16 protein-coding genes are annotated in these 17,394 nt (G+C 68.0%); 13 read left to right on the top strand and 3 right to left on the bottom strand.

What is annotated here, in order from left to right; genetic code table 11:
• Positions 1 to 195 precede the first annotated feature (195 nt).
• From M0G41_RS09565 to trpE, 6 genes are all read left to right on the top strand, one after another.
• Positions 196 to 1,737, top strand: a complete 1,542-nt coding sequence (locus M0G41_RS09565) for a cryptochrome/photolyase family protein (RefSeq protein WP_248208618.1) — start codon at positions 196 to 198, stop codon at positions 1,735 to 1,737.
• A gap of 111 nt (positions 1,738 to 1,848) precedes the next feature.
• Positions 1,849 to 3,279 carry a circularly permuted type 2 ATP-grasp protein gene (locus tag M0G41_RS09560; RefSeq protein WP_425511246.1) on the top strand — a complete coding sequence of 477 codons (1,431 nt, stop codon included), beginning with the start codon at positions 1,849 to 1,851 and terminating at the stop codon, positions 3,277 to 3,279.
• A complete protein-coding gene (locus M0G41_RS09555) occupies positions 3,279 to 4,214 on the top strand; it encodes an alpha-E domain-containing protein (protein ID WP_248208614.1) in 936 nt (311 codons plus the stop codon). Before M0G41_RS09560 ends, M0G41_RS09555 begins: the two co-directional genes overlap by 1 nt.
• Complete coding sequence (locus M0G41_RS09550; RefSeq protein ID WP_248208612.1) at positions 4,214 to 5,044, top strand: transglutaminase family protein; 831 nt, start codon at positions 4,214 to 4,216, stop codon at positions 5,042 to 5,044. The genes M0G41_RS09555 and M0G41_RS09550 overlap by 1 nt, the downstream gene beginning before the upstream one ends.
• A gap of 61 nt (positions 5,045 to 5,105) precedes the next feature.
• Entirely contained in the window at positions 5,106 to 5,846 is a 741-nt protein-coding gene (locus M0G41_RS09545; RefSeq protein ID WP_248208609.1) for a proteasome-type protease, read from the top strand.
• A 251-nt stretch (positions 5,847 to 6,097) separates the two neighbouring features.
• Complete coding sequence (gene trpE / locus M0G41_RS09540) at positions 6,098 to 7,570, top strand: anthranilate synthase component I (protein WP_282452838.1); 1,473 nt, start codon at positions 6,098 to 6,100, stop codon at positions 7,568 to 7,570.
• 429 nt (positions 7,571 to 7,999) lie between these two features.
• Here trpE and M0G41_RS09535 read toward each other — a convergent pair whose 3' ends face one another.
• Both M0G41_RS09535 and M0G41_RS09530 read right to left on the bottom strand, forming a co-directional pair.
• Positions 8,000 to 8,260, bottom strand: a complete 261-nt coding sequence (locus M0G41_RS09535; RefSeq protein ID WP_248208604.1) for a DUF4124 domain-containing protein — start codon at positions 8,258 to 8,260, stop codon at positions 8,000 to 8,002.
• Between the two features lies 1 nt (position 8,261).
• Positions 8,262 to 8,681 (bottom strand): DUF4124 domain-containing protein, encoded by a 420-nt coding sequence (locus M0G41_RS09530; protein WP_248208601.1) that lies wholly within the window; start codon positions 8,679 to 8,681, stop codon positions 8,262 to 8,264.
• A gap of 260 nt (positions 8,682 to 8,941) precedes the next feature.
• On the opposite strand from M0G41_RS09530, the gene pssA reads away from it, so the two are divergent.
• The 6 genes from pssA to gdhA all read left to right on the top strand — a co-directional run bounded on the left by pssA (position 8,942) and on the right by gdhA (position 14,997).
• Complete coding sequence (pssA, locus tag M0G41_RS09525; protein ID WP_248208598.1) at positions 8,942 to 9,700, top strand: CDP-diacylglycerol--serine O-phosphatidyltransferase; 759 nt, start codon at positions 8,942 to 8,944, stop codon at positions 9,698 to 9,700.
• 15 nt (positions 9,701 to 9,715) lie between these two features.
• A complete protein-coding gene (locus M0G41_RS09520; protein WP_343226478.1) occupies positions 9,716 to 11,365 on the top strand; it encodes an ATP-binding SpoIIE family protein phosphatase in 1,650 nt (549 codons plus the stop codon).
• A 37-nt stretch (positions 11,366 to 11,402) separates the two neighbouring features.
• Positions 11,403 to 11,720, top strand: coding sequence for an STAS domain-containing protein (locus M0G41_RS09515; protein WP_248208595.1), 318 nt, complete (start codon positions 11,403 to 11,405; stop codon positions 11,718 to 11,720).
• Complete coding sequence (locus tag M0G41_RS09510; RefSeq protein WP_248208593.1) at positions 11,701 to 12,522, top strand: MlaE family ABC transporter permease; 822 nt, start codon at positions 11,701 to 11,703, stop codon at positions 12,520 to 12,522. Before M0G41_RS09515 ends, M0G41_RS09510 begins: the two co-directional genes overlap by 20 nt.
• 123 nt (positions 12,523 to 12,645) lie before the next feature.
• Positions 12,646 to 13,494, top strand: a complete 849-nt coding sequence (locus M0G41_RS09505) for an ABC transporter ATP-binding protein (RefSeq protein ID WP_248208591.1) — start codon at positions 12,646 to 12,648, stop codon at positions 13,492 to 13,494.
• Between the two features lie 138 nt (positions 13,495 to 13,632).
• The gene (gene gdhA, locus M0G41_RS09500; RefSeq protein ID WP_248208588.1) at positions 13,633 to 14,997 is read left to right on the top strand and encodes an NADP-specific glutamate dehydrogenase; all 1,365 of its coding nucleotides are present in this window, start codon (positions 13,633 to 13,635) and stop codon (positions 14,995 to 14,997) included.
• Positions 14,998 to 15,265: 268 nt separating this feature from the next.
• Here the strand turns inward: gdhA and M0G41_RS09495 are convergent, their stop codons facing one another.
• Positions 15,266 to 16,150 (bottom strand): M23 family metallopeptidase, encoded by an 885-nt coding sequence (locus M0G41_RS09495; RefSeq protein WP_248208586.1) that lies wholly within the window; start codon positions 16,148 to 16,150, stop codon positions 15,266 to 15,268.
• Positions 16,151 to 16,361: 211 nt separating this feature from the next.
• Between M0G41_RS09495 and M0G41_RS09490 the strand changes: the two genes are divergently transcribed.
• Positions 16,362 to 17,111, top strand: coding sequence for a ParA family protein (locus M0G41_RS09490; RefSeq protein WP_248208585.1), 750 nt, complete (start codon positions 16,362 to 16,364; stop codon positions 17,109 to 17,111).
• Positions 17,112 to 17,394: the final 283 nt, after the last annotated feature.

The following is a 17,394-nucleotide window of genomic DNA, read 5'->3' as shown; positions in this document are numbered from 1 at the left end:
TTGCGCGTCGGCGGAGCCCCATAGGGTGCGTCTTGGACGCACCGATACGGGCGTTCGGACGCTACGCCCGGTGCGGCCAGCCGCACCCTATGATTGTCTTCTTTATGAATGGCTGCTTCGCGCCCAAGCTTGCCTTCGCCGAATTTCTCCCCGCGGCACACGAAATCCCCACGCCGCGGGGCGCAGGCTGTGCGCATGAGTGGACCCATGCGCAATCTGTGCCTGGTTCTTGGTGACCAGCTCGATGCCGGTTCGGCCTTGTTCGAGGGCTTCGAGCCGGAGTCCGATCGCGTCTGGATGGCCGAGGTCGGCGGCGAGGCCACGCATGTCTGGTCGACCAAGGCGCGGATCGCGGTATTCCTGGCTGGCATGCGGCACTTCCGCCAGGTGCTGCATGGGCGCGGCTGGCCACTCGACTACCTGGCGCTGGACGAGCACGACTTCCCGGGGCTGGCCGAGGCGCTGGCGGCCAGCCTCCAGGTGCACCGGCCACAACGCGTGCTCTGCGTCTGTCCCGGCGAATGGCGCTTGCGCGAGTCGCTGCGCGAGACCGTGGAGGCGGCCGGCTGCGAGTGGGTGGAGGTGCCGGACCGCCACTTCTATTGCGATCCGGAGTCCTTCTCCGGGTGGGCCAAGGGACGAAAGACCCTGCGCCTTGAACACTTCTACCGCTGGCTGCGCCGGCGCGAGTCGGTATTGCTCGACGACTGCGAGCCCTGCGGCGGCGAGTGGAACTTCGATGCCGAGAACCGCGCCAGCTTCGGGCGCGAGGGGCCGGGCCTGCTTCCGGCGCCGCACGCGTTCGAACCCGATCGCATCACCCGTGGCGTGATTGAACTTGTCGAGGCCCATTTTCCGGACCATCCCGGCACCCTCGACGACTTCGACTGGCCGGTCAACGCCGCGCAGGCGCGCCAGGCGCTTGACGACTTCATCCGCCGGAGGCTGCCGGGTTTCGGTCAGTACCAGGACGCCATGTGGACGCGTGAGCCCTGGCTCTACCACTCGCGCCTGTCGGCGGCGATGAACCTCAAGCTCATCTCGCCGCGCGAGGTCGTCGAGGCGGCCGAAGCGGCCTATCGGGCCGGCGATGCGCCGATCGCCGCTGTCGAGGGGTTCATCCGCCAGGTCATCGGCTGGCGGGAGTTCGTCCGCGGCGTCTACTGGCTGCGCATGCCCGACTTCGCCGAGGCCAACGTACTCGGCGCCGACCAGCCGCTGCCCGCGTTCTACTGGACCGGCGACACCGACATGGCCTGCCTGCGCGATGCGCTGTGGCAGACACTTCGTTTCGGCTACGCCCACCACATCCAGCGGCTGATGGTGCTAGGCCTGTTCGCGCAGCTGCTCGGCGTGAAGCCCGAGGCGATCCACCACTGGTTCCTGGCCGTCTTCGTCGACGCCGTCGAATGGGTCGAGCTGCCCAACGTGCTCGGCATGAGCCAGTACGCCGACGGCGGATTCATGGTCAGCAAGCCGTACGTGGCCAGCGGCAACTACATCAACCGCATGTCGAATTACTGTGGCGGCTGCCGCTACCGGTACGGCAATGCGACCGGGGACGATGCCTGTCCGTTCACCACGCTGTACTGGGACTTCCTTGAGCGGCATCGCGACCGTTTCTCCGACCATCCGCGCACCGCCTTGCAGTGGAAGTCACTGGCGCGCAAGTCGGACCAGGAGCGCGACGCGATCGCCCGGCAGGCCAAGGCGCTGCGCGAGCGCCTTGCCGAGTGAGGACGACCTCGCTCTTCGTTCCTTTCCAACGGATTCCATACGCATTTCGCGCCAACGTCGTGCAACGACGGGCTTGCATCGAAAGCGAGTTCGGCGCAGGGTAGGGGTCCGATCGAAGGGAGTGGATGCGTGGTCTCAGGCTTCGACGAAATGGGTAGCGAAGGCGCCATCCGGGCGCCCTTCACGCTGGTGGACGAGTGGCTGAAGTCCATGCCCGCAGAGCGACGGGAGACCAAGCGCGCCGAGGCGGAGCTGCTGTTCCGGCGCATCGGCATCACCTTCGCCGTCTATACCGAAGGCGGCGACCCGGAGCGGCTGATCCCCTTCGATCTCGTCCCGCGCATCCTCGCCCAGTCCGAGTGGCAATTCCTCGCGCGCGGACTGGGTCAGCGGGTGCGCGCGCTGAACGCCTTCATCCATGACGTGTACCACGACCAGGACATCCTGCGCGCCGGCAAGGTGCCTGCGGAACTCATCCTGCATAACCCGCAGTTCCGACCGGAAATGGTCGGTCAGTCGCTGCCGCACAACGTGTACACGCACATCGCCGGCGTCGACATGGTGCGCACCGGGCCGGATGAGTACTACGTGCTCGAGGACAACTGTCGGACGCCGTCGGGGGTCTCCTACATGCTGGAGAACCGCGAGGTGATGCAACGTCTGTTTCCCGAGGTCTTCCGCAAGGCTCGGGTCGCACCGGTCGCTCACTATCCGGACGAGCTGCTCGAGACCCTGCGCTCGGTCGCCCCGCCGCACTGCGACGGGGAGCCGACCGTCGCCCTGCTGACGCCGGGCATCTACAACAGCGCCTATTACGAACACGCCTTCCTCGCCGACGAGATGGGTATCTCGCTGGTCGAGGGGCAGGACCTGATGGTCAAGGACGACGTCTGCTACATGCGCACCACGAGCGGGCTGCGCCGCGTCGACGTGCTCTATCGCCGCATCGATGACGACTACCTGGATCCCCTCGTGTTCCGTCCCGAGTCGATGCTCGGCGTGCCGGGCATCCATTACGCCGCCTGCGCCGGCAACCTGACCCTGTGCAACGCCATCGGCGCGGGCATCGCCGACGACAAGGCGGTGTACATGTACGTGCCAGAGATGATCCGTTTCTACCTCGGCGAGGAGCCGATCCTGCAGAACGTGCCCACCCACCATTGCCAGGACCCCGAGCAGCTCCGCTACGTGCTGGAGCACCTCGATGAGCTGGTCGTGAAAGCCGTCCATGGCTCCGGGGGCTACGGCATGCTGGTCGGTCCCCACGCCAGCAAGAAGGAGCTCGAGGAATTTGCGGCCAAGCTCAAGGCCAAGCCGCAGGACTACATCGCGCAGCCCACGCTGTCGCTGTCCACGGTGCCCTGCTTCGTCGAGTCCGGACTCGCTCCGCGACACGTCGACCTGCGGCCCTTCGTGCTCAGCGGTGACAAGGTGCGCATCGTGCCCGGCGGGCTCACCCGGGTCGCGCTCAAGGAGGGCTCACTGGTGGTGAATTCCTCGCAGGGGGGTGGCACCAAGGACACCTGGGTACTGGAGGTCTGATGCTTGCCCGGATCGCTTCCAACCTGTTCTGGCTGTCGCGCTACATGGAGCGCGCCGGCTACCTCGCCCGGCTGCTGCAGGTCGCCGGACAGATGTCCTCGCTGCGGCCCGGCGACGGCGGCAGCAGCGAGTGGACCTCGGCGATCGTGGCCGCCGGCGGGCGCGAGACGTTCTTTCCGGATCGCGAGGCCACCGAAGCCTCGGTCATCGACTATCTGGCCTTCGACCCCGAGAATCCCTCTTCGATCGTGTCCTGCTTCGAGACGGCGCGGCGCAACGCCCGCGCCGTACGCGTGGCGCTGACCTCGGAGATGTGGGAGGCGGTCAACGGCACCTGGCTCGAACTTCGTCAGTTCAAGCGCGGCGGCGAGACCGACGAGCTGCTTGCCTTCCTCGACTGGGTCAAGGCGCGCGCCGGCCTCTTCCAGGGCGTGTACTCCAACACCATGCTGCGCATGGATGGGTTCCACTTCGCCCGGCTCGGCCAGTTCCTCGAGCGCGCGGACAACACCGCCCGCCTGCTCGACGTGAAGTACCACGTCGAGCTGCCGCAGGTGGAGGACGTCGGCGGCGTGCTCGACTACTACCAGTGGCTGGCGATCCTGCGCGTGGTGGCCGCCCGGCGCGCCTACCGCGTGATGTTCCAGGGGCGCGTGGAGCCGCGCCACGTGGCGGAGTTGCTGATCCTCCGCCCCGAGTTCCCGCGCTCGCTGCGCTTCTGCTACCAGCGCATCACCGAGCACCTGGACTGGATCCACGACGTCGATCCGGTCCGCGCCGCCGAGCCCAAGCGCGCCGCGCACAGCCTCCATGTGCAGCTGCAGTACGCGCAGATCGACCAGGTCATGCAGGGTGGTCTGCACGAGTATCTCAGCGATATCGTCGACCGCACTTCCGACCTCGGCGGCTCCATCGCCCGTGCGTACCTCTTCTGATGCGCCTCTCCATTCGTCATACCACCACCTACCGCTACGAGCACCCGGCTCGCCGGATCGTCCAGGCCATGCGCCTGTGGCCCGCGCCCTGCGAACACCAGCAGGTGGCGGACTGGCAGGTGCGGGTCGGCGGCCGCTTGCTCAAACCGCGCAGCACTGACGGGTTCGGCAACGCCGAGGCCACCCTCGGCCTCGAGGGGCCGGTCGAGGAACTGGTGGTCAGCGTGCAGGGCCAGGTCGTGACCGGTGACACCCATGGCGTCGTGCGCGGCACCCGCGAACCGCTGCCGCCCATGTACTTCCTCACCACCTCACCGCTCACCGAGCCCGGTGAGCAGGTCGGCGCGCTGCTCGGCAGCCTGCCCGCCGACCGCGGCGAGGGCGTGGCTGCGGCGCATGCGCTGATGAGCGCCGTGCGCGACCGGATCGCCTTCCAGACCGAGGAGACCCACGCCGAAACCACGGCCGAGGAGGCCCTGGCGCATGGCCGAGGGGTCTGCCAGGACCATGCCCACGCGATGATCGCGGTGGCCCGCCAGTCCGGGGTGCCGGCGCGCTTCGTGTCCGGCTACCTGTGGACGGATAGCGAGTCGGAGTCGCCGGCGAGTCACGCCTGGTGCGAGTTGTTCCTCGGGGCGCTGGGCTGGGTCGGCTTTGATCCGGCGAACGGAGTCTGCCCGACCGACGCCTACGTGCGGATTGCGGTGGGACGCGATGGTCGAGACGCCGCGCCGATCCGCGGCCTGCGCGAGGGCGGTGCGGTGGAGTCGCTCGAGGTCACCGTGCGCGTCGCCCAGGCCCTGCAGCAGACCCAGTCGCAGCAGCAGTAGACATAGAGCTTGGCCACGCGGCTGCGCTAAGCTCGCGGCCATTGCATGCCCGGATCCAGACATGACCTACTGCGTTGGCCTGTTCCTCAACGAAGGACTGGTCCTGCTCTCCGACACCCGCACCAATGCCGGTGTCGACAATATCTCGGTCTTCGCCAAGCAGCACCTGTTCCAGCGTGATGGCGACCGCTCCATCGTGGCGATGACCGCTGGCAATCTTGCCGTCTCGCAGGCCGTGATCAACCTGGTGCAGGAGGGCTTGGAGCACCCGGACACGGGCGAGATCGAGACGATCTACAGCGTGCATTCGATGTTCGCTGCCGCCTCCCTGGTCGGTGCCGCGGTGCGCCAGGTCTACCGCTCGCACGGTCCGACGATGAAGGATCAGGGGGTCCCCTTCGACGTCTCGGTCCTGCTCGGTGGCCAGCTGGCCGGACGCACCATGCGCCTGTTCCAGGTCTACGCTGCGGGCAACTTCATCAACGCCACGCACGACACGCCCTTCCTGCAGGTCGGTGAGCACAAGTACGGCAAGCCGATCCTCGATCGCGCGGTGACTCCGGACACGCCCTTGCTGGACGGGGTGAAGCTGGCCCTGATCTCGATGGACTCGACCCTGCGCTCGAACCTCAGCGTCGGCCTGCCGCTGGACCTCACGGTCTATCCGCGTGACAGCCTTGACCTGTCGCGGACCTGGCGGATCACCGAGGACGATGAATACTTCCGCGATCTCCGCGCCGGCTGGTCCGAGGCCCTGCGCGCCGCCTACCGGGAGCTGCCGGCGGTGCCGTACTCGCTCTGAGCCGGGGCCGCCGCCCGTCGCCTGCGGACGGTATCGCGCGCAGCCCGGATATCCATAGGGTGCGCCTTGGGCGCGCCGGGTGTACCGATGGAATGCCCGTATCGCTGCGCCCAGGGCGTACCCCGTGAGAGCTCGCCAACGCACAGCACAGGGCAACGACGCTCCCGTCTGGCGCTTTCGCCGTTCCTCTCGGCCACCGCTGACAGACGCTGGCATACTGGCCGGCCGCTTCCCCTTGCCTTGCCCCAGTGATGGATCGCCAAGAATTCGATCGCCTTGCCGCCGCCGGCTACAACCGGATCCCGGTCGTTCGCGAGGTGCTGTCCGACCTCGATACCCCGCTGTCGGTCTACCTGAAACTCGCCGACGGACCGAACACCTACCTGCTGGAGTCGGTCGAGGGCGGCGAGACCTGGGGTCGGCATTCGATCATCGGCCTGCCCTGTCGGCGAAGCTATTCGTTCAGGGGGCGCGTGCTCGAAGTGGCCGAGCATGGGGAGCTGGTGGAGCGACGCGAGGTGGACGACCCGCTGGCCGAGGTCGAGCGTCTGCGCCAGAGCTTCAGGGTTCCGCAGCTGGAGGGGCTCCCGGCCTTCAGCGGCGGCCTGGTCGGCTGGTTCGGCTTCGAGTGCATCGGCTATATCGAGGAGCGCCTTGCCGGAGGCGACAAGCCCGACCAGCTGGGTAGTCCGGACATCTTCCTGATGCAGAGCGAGGAAGTGGCCGTCTTCGACAATCTCAAGGGGCGGCTGTATCTCGTCGTGCACGCCGACCCGTCTCAGCCGCAGGCCTTCGCGCGCGCCGGACAGCGTCTTGACGCCCTGGTCCATCGCCTGCGCCACGCCGGCGCCAGCTATCCCGACGTGCTCGATCCGGCCCTGGTCGACGAGTCCGATTTCGTCTCCGGCTTCACCCGCGAGGGCTTCATCGCGGCGGTGGAGAAATCCAAGGAGTACATCCGCGCCGGCGACATCTTCCAGGTCGTCCTCAGCCAGCGCATGTCGGTGCCGTTTCGCGCCCGGCCGGTCGATGTCTACCGCGCGCTGCGGGCGATGAATCCCTCACCTTACATGTACTTCCTCGACCTTGGCGGCACCCAGGTCGTCGGCAGCTCTCCCGAGATCCTGGTCCGGCTCAAGGAGGGCGAGGTCACCGTGCGGCCGATTGCCGGCACCCGTCCCCGCGGGGCCACGGCCGAGCAGGACGCGCAGCTGGAAGCGGAGCTGCTGGCCGATCCCAAGGAGCGCGCCGAACACCTGATGCTCATCGACCTCGGCCGCAACGACGTCGGTCGGGTGGCCGAGGCCGGCAGCGTCAAGGTCGGCGAGCAGTTCGTGATCGAACGCTACAGCCATGTCATGCACATCGTCAGCGAGGTGACCGGCCAACTGCAGCCGGGGCTGTCCTATGCCGACGTGCTGCGCGCGACGTTCCCCGCCGGCACGGTGAGCGGCGCGCCGAAGATCCGCGCGCTGGAGGTGATCCGCGAGCTGGAGCCGGTCAAGCGCAACATCTACTCCGGAGCGATCGGCTACATCGGCTGGCACGGCGACGCCGACACCGCCATCGCCATCCGCACCGCAGTGATCCAGGACGGCCGCCTGCACGTCCAGGCCGGCGCCGGCATCGTCTACGACTCCAACCCGCAGTCGGAGTGGGAAGAGACGATGAACAAGGGCAGGGCGCTGTTCCGCGCCGTGGCCCAGGCCGCCGGCGGGCTGTAGGGCGGGCTCTGGGCCCGCCGGTGCCGAGGGCGTGTTCAGGGCGCGAAGCAGACCCTCCGCTGAAGGCGAATGTAGGAGCCAGCTTGCTGGCGATAGGCGCCCCGGACGGGAGGATCGCCAGCAAGCTGGCTCCTACACTCAACGGTGCTGCAAGGTCCGGTTTGCGCCGCAAAGCAGGCCTTGCCGCAGTCAAATTGTGGGAGCGCCCTTGGGCGCGACCGCAGCGCATCGGATTCACCACAGACCGCGGCCAGAGTGGATCTCCGCGGTCGCGCCCAAGGACGCTCCCTCAGTCGGGCTTCGTTGCGCGTCGGCGAAGCCCCATAGGGTGTGCCTTGGCGCACCGATACGGGCGTTCGGACGGTACGCCCGGTGCGGCCAGCCGCACCCTATGAACGTCTTCTCTGCGCCCGAACCGGCCCTCGGCGCCTAGAGCTCGGGAACAATATTGGTCTTGGGATCGATCACCACCGCCTCGTAGGGGCGGCCGTCTTCCGGGGGCTCACCGGTGAGCTGGGTGCGGCCCTGGTCGTCCTTCCAGCGATACACGGTCGGCGCATAGTCGATCGAATTCGGATTCTTCACCCTGAGGTGGGGCGGAAGATGCTCGGGCGCCTGGTACCAGACCCAGGCCGCGGCGCCGGCGACCGCCAGCAGCAGGACCACGGCCCATTTCAGGGCGCGAGGCATCTCAGCTGGCGTCGCCGCTGCAGCGTGCCTCGAGCAGGTCCCGGGTCAGCTGGATCTGCTGCAGCCGCGCCTCGGCATCGAGCGATTCCTCGACCCCGTCACCGTCGAGGTCCATGCGCACCGCCACATCACGCTCCAGCCGGCGCAGGGTCAGGCGGGCCTGATTGCAGGCCTCGGCATCGGGATTGCTGGCCACCGCCGGCGGGCTGTCCTGCGCGGCAGCCTCGCCGGATGCGGCGGCATCGCCGTCGACCGCCGGGGCTGGCTCGGCCGGGATCGCTCGACGCTCACTCTCCACCTGGGCCGGCGGCGGGCGGTCGCTGTAGTGGGTTCGACCCTTCTCGTCGGTCCACTTGTAGATCTCCCCGGCAGCGGCCGGGAGGGCCAGCAGGCAGCTGAGCACGATGACGATGGGGCGCATGACTGGCTCCGGGCAGGCAACGAGTGGCGATATTGTGCCCGATCCGGCGTGATCTGACGCAATGCGGCAGTCGAACGGTCGAGTGGCCCTCCTTGCCGGGGGCGCAGCCGGGCCCCATGGGCCGGTATCGTTCAGTTCCCGCCCGATGATGCGGCGCCGTCCGGCCTCTGCCCGAGGATCATTCAGGGGCGGGTCGGCCCACCGCGGAGCCGGCGTGAAGGCCTGGGGTACACTTCGGGCGACGCTCCGGAATGGTGCCCATGACCGACCCTGCCGCTCCAGCCCCGCGCTCCCGCGGGATCTACCTGCTGCCGAACCTGTTCACCACGGGCGGCCTGTTCGCCGGCTTCTACGCCATCATCGCGGCGAGCGCCGGCCAGTATGTCGACGCCTGCATTGCGGTGTTCATCGCCGGCCTGCTCGATGGCGTCGACGGCCGCGTGGCGCGCATGACCGGCACGCAGAGCGAATTCGGTACCCAGTACGACTCCCTCGCCGATCTGGTCAGCTTTGGCCTGGCTCCGGCCCTGGTGATGTATTTCTGGTCGCTCTCCGGGCTCAAGCTGATGGGTCCGGTGTGGGGCAAGGTCGGCTGGTCCCTGGCCTTCCTCTACGCTGCCTGCGCCGCACTGCGCCTGGCCCGGTTCAATGTGCAGACCGGCAGCGTCGACAAGCGTTACTTCATCGGACTTGCGAGTCCCGCGGCGGCGGCGCTGATGATGTCCTTCGTCTGGATCTGCAGCGCCAACGACCTGTCCGGCGACAGCATGCGGGCGGTGGCGCCGGTGGTCACCGCGCTGGCCGCCCTGCTGATGGTCAGCCGCTTCCGCTACCAGAGCTTCAAGGGCCGGCCGGCCGGCGAGCGGGTGCCCTTTGTCGCCATCCTGATTCTGGTCGGCGTGTTCGTCGCCCTGGCCATCGATCCGCCCTCGGTGCTGTTCGCCATCGCCTTCCTCTACGCGCTGTCCGGCCCGGGTACCTGGGTCTGGCAGCGCGTCCGCCGGCGCAGCGCCGGCTAAGCCGGAGATCCGCCGATCGACCGCAGGCTGCTCGCGCTGCTCGCCGACCTCAGCCAGCGGCTGGCGGCCTCGCTCGACCTCGAAGAAACCCTGCGCCAGGTCGTCGCCCTGATCGCGGAGTCGATGCGGGCCGAGTCGGCCTCGGTGTTCATGGTCGAGCAGGGTGAGCTGGTCTGCCGCGCCTGCTGCGGCCCGGTCGACGTGCGTGGTCTGCGGCTGGCCCCGGGGCAGGGCATCGTCGGGCGTGCCGTGGCCTCGGCGCAGTGCCAGATCGTCCGCGACGCGCGCAGCGATCCCGATTTCGCCGGCCGCCGTCTCGAGCGCGACAGCGGCTTCGTCACCCGCAGCGTGCTCTGTGCGCCCCTGCTCACCGCGGAAGGTCCGATCGGCGCCCTGCAGGTACTCAACAAGGCCGACGAGGGCCTGTTCGACGACGAGGACTGCGACGCACTGCGCGTGCTCGCCGCGCCGACGGCGCTGGCCCTGAACCGGGCGCGCCTGGCCGAAGCACTGCTCGAACAGAACCGCATCCGCCGCGAGCTGACCATGGCCAGGCGCCTGCAGCGCTCATTGCTGCCGCGGCGCCGTCGCGGCGCCTATCCGCTGCGCTCGATCAACCTCCCGGCGCAGGAAATCAGCGGCGACTTCTACGATTTCTTCGACCTGCCCGATGGGCGCATTGCGTTTGCCTTGGGGGATGTCGCCGGCAAGGGGCTGGATGCGGCCTTCCTGATGGTTCGCTGCGCCTCGCTGCTGCGCTGGGCAGGCAAGGAGGCACTCGCCCCACCGGAGTGGCTGGCCCGGGTCAATGACGAGCTCTGCGAGGCGATCCCGCCGGGCATGTTCGTCTGCGCCGTCGCCGGGTACTTCGACCCCGCCACCGGCAAGGCGCAGTGGGCCTCGGCGGGGTTCCCGCCGGTGCTGCGGATTGCCGCCGACGGCGGCAGCCAGCGTTTCGCCGCGGAAGGGCCGCCGCTCGGCATCCTGCCGCGCATGAGTTTTCCGGCGCAGGGCTGCGACCTGACCGATGCCAGCCTGTACCTGTTCTCGGACGGAGTGACCGACGTGCGCGACGCGTCGGGCAAGATCGTCGATGTCGAGGGCATCGAGTCGGCCCTGCAGTCGCTGCGTGGCCTGCGCGCCGAGGCCCGGCTGCGCGATCTGATCCGCCGGCTGCGCGGCCTTCGGGTCACTGACGACATCACCTTCATGCTGCTGCAGGGGCCGCCGGCGGGCCGCCAGTGCCTGCTCGAGCATCGCTTCGAGGCCCGCCCCGAGGCCCTGGCCGAAATGCGCCAGCGCATCGGCGAGGCGCTGGTCGGCAGCGGCGCCAGCGAGGAGGACCGCGGGGCCCTGGTGCTGGCCCTGGACGAGGCCGCCTCGAACATCATCCGGCACGCCTACCACGGTCCCTGCGAGGGCGAGATCCTGCTGCGCATCGAGCGCGAAGGCGAGCAGCTGCACTTCGAGCTGCGCGACCGCGCGCCCTGCATAGACCCCTCGCAGATCAAGCCGCGCGACCTCGGCGAGACGCGGCCCGGGGGGCTGGGCATCAACATCATCGACGCCCTGATGGACGCCTGGAAGATGGAGCCGGTCGAGGGCGGCGGCAACCGGCTGCTGATGCACAAGCGTTTGAGGGTCGCGGAAGCCGGGGCCGAGTAGGCATACTGCGGGACGCACGCAGCGAGCGGGGGTTTGCATGGGACAGTGCATCACCGAGAACGTCGGCGACTACCGGGTCATCCGCCTCGGTGGAGAGGTCGACATGTCCTGGTCGCAGGAGGTGCGCAAGGCGGTGCTCGATGCGCTGGACAAGTCACCCCGCGTGGCGGTCAACCTCGCCGGCGTCAGCTATATCGACTCCTCCGGCATCGCGGCCCTGGTCGAGGGCTTCCAGCGGGCGCGTGGCAAGGGCCAGAGCTTCGTCCTGGTCGAATGCAGCAGCGCGGTGCTGGCCGTGCTGAAACTGGCTCGCCTGGACAAGGTGTTCACCCTCCGTGAGCGAATCGAGGACTGAACCCGCCGACGTGCTGCTACGGCCGCTGGAGCGGCTGGGGCGGCGCACCGTCGCGACCGTGGCCGAGTTCGGCTACGCCGGGATGCTGCTGTTCGAGAGCTGCTGGTTCCTGCTGCTCGGCTGGCGCCAGGGTCAGCCGGTGCGGCTGCGGATGATATTCGAGCAGATGCGCCAGGTCGGCATCGACGCCATTCCCATCGTTTCGCTGCTGTCCTTCACCATCGGTGTGATGCTGGGCATCCAGTTCATTGCCGCGTTGGGCGAGTTCGGCGCCGAGTCGCAGGTGGTGCTGGCCGCTGCCAAGTCGATCACCCGCGAGTTCGGTGCGCTGATCACCGGCATCGTGGTCGCCGGCAGGTCGGGCTCGTCCTTCGCTGCCCGGCTGGGCTCGATGGTGGTCTCGCAGGAGGTCGACGCGCTGAAGGTGATCGGCATCGAGCCGGTCCGCTACCTCGTCGCTCCGGCGCTGATCGCCATGCTGGTGATGATGCCGACGCTGACCGTGATTGCCGACTTCGTCGCCATCCTCGGTGCCGGGCTGTACTCCTCCGGCCCGCTCGACATGAGCGTGACCACCTACGTTCTCACCACCCTGCAGCACCTAGAGCCGCGCGACCTGTGGGAAGGACTGTCGAAATCGGTGGTGTTCGCCGTGCTGATCACCCTGGTCGGCGTCAGCACCGGCTTCTCGGTCAGCGGCGGCGCCGAGGGCGTTGGCCGCGCCACCACCCGTGCCGTGGTGATGTCGATCACCGCCATCGTGGTGGCGGACATGCTGTTCTCGTTTTTCTTGAATCGGTAGGAGCCGTGATTGGTGATTCGTGATGGGTGATTCGAGCCCGCGCCCAAGTTTCACTTTGCTCCTGTCGCTCCAGTCCGTGCCGGTCCGGGAGCCGCGCCCGTGCCAGGATCCACGTTGCAGCACATGACGAATCACGAATCACAGATCAAGAATCACGGCTCGGCGCCGGCAGGAGCCGGCGCCGAGCCGATCATCGACGTCCACGGCCTCGAGGCCTACTACGGCAGGCGGCGGATCCTGCACGGGATCGATTTCCAGGTCATGCCCGGCGAGATCCGCGTGATCATGGGTGGCTCCGGTTCCGGAAAGAGCACCCTGCTACGCCACCTGCTGGGGCTGCAGCGGCCGGTGCGTGGCTCGGTGAAACTGCTCGGCGTGGACATTGCCCGGGCGCCGACGCGCGAGGTGCTGGCGCTGCGCCGCCAGCTGGGCGTGAGTTTCCAGGGCGGCGCCCTGTTCACCTCGATGACGGTCGGTGACAACGTGGCCCTGCCGCTGCGCGAACACACCGAGCTGGACGAGAACACCATCCGCATCATGAGCCGGCTGAAACTCGAGGTGGTGAACCTCGGTGGCTTCCAGGACCTGATGCCGAGCCAGCTGTCGGGCGGCATGGTCAAACGCGCGGCGCTGGCGCGGGCGATCGTCATGGACCCCAAGCTGCTGTTCTTCGATGAGCCCTCAGCCGGTCTCGATCCCGTGGTCTCCGCCGAGCTCGACGAGCTGATCCTGCAGCTGCGCGACGCCATGCGCATGAGCATCGTGGTGGTCACCCACGAGCTGGAGTCGGCGTTCAAGATCGCCGACAGCATCACCGTGCTGGACCAGGGCAACGTGCTGCTCACTGGCAGCGTGGACGAGGTCAAGGCCAGCGACAACCAGCGCATCCAGGACCTGCTCAACCGTAGGCCGCGCGAGGTCGAGGTGGACGTCGACGACTATCTGCGACGGCTGACCGAAGAGCAGGCCTGAACGCCCGCCGCATCCATGCCGGGACCTCCGCCGTAGGCCGGTTGCTGCGCCGCGCGGTTCCGCCTGCTGCGAGACCGGAGTAGGCTGCAGGTTCCTCGGCCCGGGGGTGGGCCGGCCAACCAGAGGGGAGTGGAAGCCATGAGTCGTGACCATGTACCGACGCTGGAGGAGTTCGTAGACGGCGTGGACAAGCGCAATCCCGGGCAGCCGGAGTTCATCCAGGCGGTCAAGGAAGTCGCCGCCAGCGTGCTTGACTACATCAAGGACCATCCGAAGTACCACGAGCACCAGATCCTCGAGCGCATGGCCGAGCCGGATCGCGTGGTCAGCTTCCGGGTCTGCTGGCAGGATGACCAGGGCAATGTCCGGGTCAATCGCGGCTACCGTGTGCAGAACAACAACGCGATCGGCCCCTACAAGGGCGGCATCCGCTTCCACCCCTCGGTGAACCAGGGGATCCTCAAGTTCCTCGCCTTCGAGCAGACCTTCAAGAACGCGCTGACCGGCCTGCCGATGGGCGGCGGCAAGGGTGGCTCCAACTTCAACCCGAAGGGCAAGTCGGACGCCGAGATCATGCGTTTCTGCCAGGCCTTCATGACCGAGCTGTACCGTCACGTAGGCGAGGATACCGACGTGCCTGCGGGCGACATCGGCGTCGGTGGCCGCGAGATCGGCTACATGTTCGGCCAGTTCAAGCGCATCACCAATCGTTACGTCGGGGTGCTGACCGGCAAGGGCATGGAGTACGGCGGCAGCCCGATCCGCACCGAGGCCACCGGCTACGGCGCGGTCTACTTTCTGCAGGACATGCTCAAGCACGTCGGCAAGTCGCCCGAGGGCCATGTCGCCATCGTCTCGGGCTCGGGCAATGTGGCCCAGCACGCGGTGGAGAAGCTGCTCCAGCTCGGCGCCAAACCGGTGACGCTGAGCGACTCCGATGGATTCATCTACGACAAGAACGGCATCGACGAGGAGAAGCTGGCCTTCGTCAAGGAGCTGAAGAACAAGCGCCGTGGGCGAATCGAGGAGTACGCGCGCAAGTTCGGTGCCGAGTTCCATGGCGACGCGGCACGCCCCTGGCGCGTGCCCGGCACCCTCGCGGTGCCCTGCGCCACGCAGAACGAGATCACCGCCGATGACGCCAAGATGATGCTGGACAACGGCATCATCGCGGTCTCCGAGGGCGCCAACATGCCGACCGAGCTCGAGGCGGTGCACCGCTTCCAGCAGGCGCGCATCCTGTTCGCACCGGGCAAGGCCGCCAACGCCGGTGGCGTCGGCGTATCCGGCCTCGAGATGAGCCAGAACTCGGCGCGCATCACCTGGAAGGAAGACGAGCTTCAGCGCCTGCTGCGCGACATCATGCAGGGCATCCACGATCGCTGCGTCAAGTACGGCGGCGAGACCGGAGGCAAGGACAAGTACGTCGACTACGTGAAGGGCGCCAACGTCGCCGGCTTCGTCAAGGTCGCCGACGCCATGATCGCCCAGGGCGTGGTCTGATCGAAGTATTGCGCCTCGCCGCCGAAGCGGCGAGGCGCGGGCCCATAGGGTGCGCCTTGCGCGCACCGACATACCGCTGATTTCGCCCGCACCGCTCGCGCCTCACTCCGATGGCTCGCGGCTCGCGCAACCCGATGCCCGAAGAGAGTGAAGCGACTGCGCGGAAACTTCGACGCGTCAGGCCGCAATGCGCCAACCGCAAGCGCCGCCGGACAGTTCTCCTGGGTGAGGTCGCCCGGCTTGGAAGGGCGAATCCACGGGCGGGAATTCAGCTCCCGCGGCCCGGGTCTTCATCCGCCTTGGCGGCCGCGTCCTCTCCAGCCTCAGCAAGGTCCGGCAGCGAATCCGGATCAGCCAGCAGCAGGGCGGGGTCGATGCGCTGATCGATCCAGCGCAGACCGATGTGCAGATGCGGTCCGGTGGAACGACCCGTCGAGCCGATCGTGCCCACCTTCTGTCCTGCCTCGACCTCGTCGCCGGAGTCGACACTCAGCTCACCCAGGTGGAAGAACATCGAGACCAGCCCGCCGCCATGATCGACGTAGACGGAGTTGCCGGTCATGAAGTGATCCTCGGCGATCAGCACACGCCCCGGAGCGACGGCACGGACCTCGCTGCCCTGGGTGATCTCGTAGTCGCGGCCCGTGTGCACGCTGCCTGCCTCGCGATCGTTGAAATAGCGCGTTGCGCAGAAGTCGTCGTCGCCACGCGGCATCGTCGCGGCCGGCGCGGTGAGCGGCAGGCTGAAACGCGCCTCGCCGCTCTCGACCTCCAGCGCCTTCAGCACCCCGGCGCGCTCGCGCTGGTGGCGCTCGAGATCCTCACCCTTCGGGCTGACGAAGCGCTCGTCCTCGATCTCGATCTCCATCTCGGCACAGTCGCGTTCGGTCACCTCGATCCAGGCGGTTCGCAGCGCGCCCGCCTCATCGATCACAGCGACCTCGTGGCTCGCTGGCTTGGCCTGGATGTCGATCGGGAAGTAGCAGTCGCCGCCCACAGCCGGGTAGCGGTTGCCGTACATCATGCAGGCCCGGGCATCGGTGCCGCTCCATCGGGCGACCCCGCCCTGCGCCACTTCGATACGGGGCGAGGCGGCCAGCGCTGCGCTGCAGCTGCAGGCGATCAGGGCGGACAAGGCAAGACGGGAAGGCATGGGGATCTCCAGTGGTTGGAATGAGTACTGTCTCGATAGCAAGTCGCATGCCGTGCATCGGGACAAGTGCTGCAGCGCCATCCGGCCCCGATGAGCGGGCGGCCTGCATGCCGGCGTCAGGCAGATCGCACGCAGCACGGGGCACCGGACTTTTCTTTGTGGGCGAAGGCGCCGACACTGAGCGGCATCCGCAGGCACGGGAATGCAGTAAATGATCGTGACGGTGGCCAACCACAAGGGCGGCGTCGGCAAGACGGCGGTCGCCGCGCACCTGGTATTCCGCGCGGCCGAGAGCGGGCGTGTCCTGGCGGTCGACCTCGACGCGCAGGGCAACCTCAGCTCGACCCTGGTGCCGCGCAGCGAGATGGTCGGGCAGCCGGCCTCGGAGCTGCTGTTCAGCGGCGATCGCCAGCCGCGACCCATGGCCACCGGCATCCACAACGTCGACCTCCTGCCTGCGGCCGCCGCGCTCAACAACACCGACCGCCTTAACCTGTCGGCCGGGCTGCAGGCGCGCAGCTTCCTGCGCGACTACGGCGCCGAGTACGACGTAGTGGTGATCGACTGTGCCCCGGCGCTCGGCCTGCGCCTCACTGCCGCGCTGTCCAGCTCGACGCGGGTCGTGGTGCCGCTGATTCCCGAGGCCTATGCGGTCGACGGCGTGGCCTCGCTGCTCGGCGAAGCGACGGCGATACAGGAGCACCTCAATCCCCAGCTCAAGCCCGCCGACTTCGTCCTCAACATGGTGATGAAGCAGGCCAAGTCGCACCAGCGCACCGCGGCCCGGCTGGCCGGCATGGTCAACCTGCGCCAGCCCTGGCTGCACCGCCGCATCGCCGTGGCCGACGCCCTGGCCGATCGCCGCCCGGTCTGGCGTGGCGGCAACAGCGCCGCTGCGGCCCAGGAATGGCGTGAGCTATGCGATGCCCTGCTGGCGGATTTCTACGCCAGAGCGGGATGAAGCTTCGCACAGCGGCCCTGGGGCACGGGGGCTCGTTTCGGGCGCAAAGCAGACATTCATAAAGAAGACATTCATAGGGTGCGGCTGGCCGCACCGGGCGTACCGTCCGAACGCCCGTATCGGTGCGCCAAGGCACACCCCATGGGGCCTCGCTGACGGCCAGCAAAGCCCGACTGTGCGAGTGCCCTTGGGCGCGACCGCGGAGATCCGCTCTGGCCGCGGTCTGTGGTGAATCCGTAGCGCTGCGGTCGCGCCCAAGGGCACTCCCACAATTTGACCGCGG

This window comes from Pseudomarimonas salicorniae (assembly GCF_023156535.1).
Taxonomy (GTDB): Bacteria; Pseudomonadota; Gammaproteobacteria; order Xanthomonadales; family Xanthomonadaceae; genus Pseudomarimonas; species Pseudomarimonas salicorniae.
The sequence above is the reverse complement of the archived record's forward strand: the minus strand, read 5'-3'. Positions and strand labels throughout refer to the sequence as shown.